The organism is Enterobacter sp. K16B, from assembly GCF_020216105.1.
Taxonomy (GTDB): Bacteria; Pseudomonadota; Gammaproteobacteria; order Enterobacterales; family Enterobacteriaceae; genus Enterobacter; species Enterobacter sichuanensis.
The window spans coordinates 1-212 of record NZ_JAIWJZ010000066.1 but is presented as its reverse complement, the minus strand read 5'-3'; the positions used below and the strand labels follow the sequence as shown (position 1 = coordinate 212).

The window sequence follows — 212 nt, the reverse complement described above, 5'->3', positions numbered from 1 at the left end:
GTTCCGGCCTCATTCGAAAACACCCTGACTGACCGGGTGCAGATTAATGAGATCCGCATCAGCAGCAAGCGGCTCTACCGTCCGGCTTTTGTGCAGCGTATCCGGCTGCGGGAACAGAAACTGAAAAACAGCGCTACCGTTGACCCTGTAGATCAGCCTTTTCTCAAGCAGGTATACAGGCTGAGTGATAATGCGGTGATTTTTGACCGCAA

The 212-nt window shown here is 52.4% G+C and carries 1 pseudogene; it reads left to right on the top strand.

The annotated features are described in order from the left end of the window. Positions 1 to 212: pseudogene (locus LDK53_RS13405) on the top strand (hypothetical protein); the annotation flags it as partial.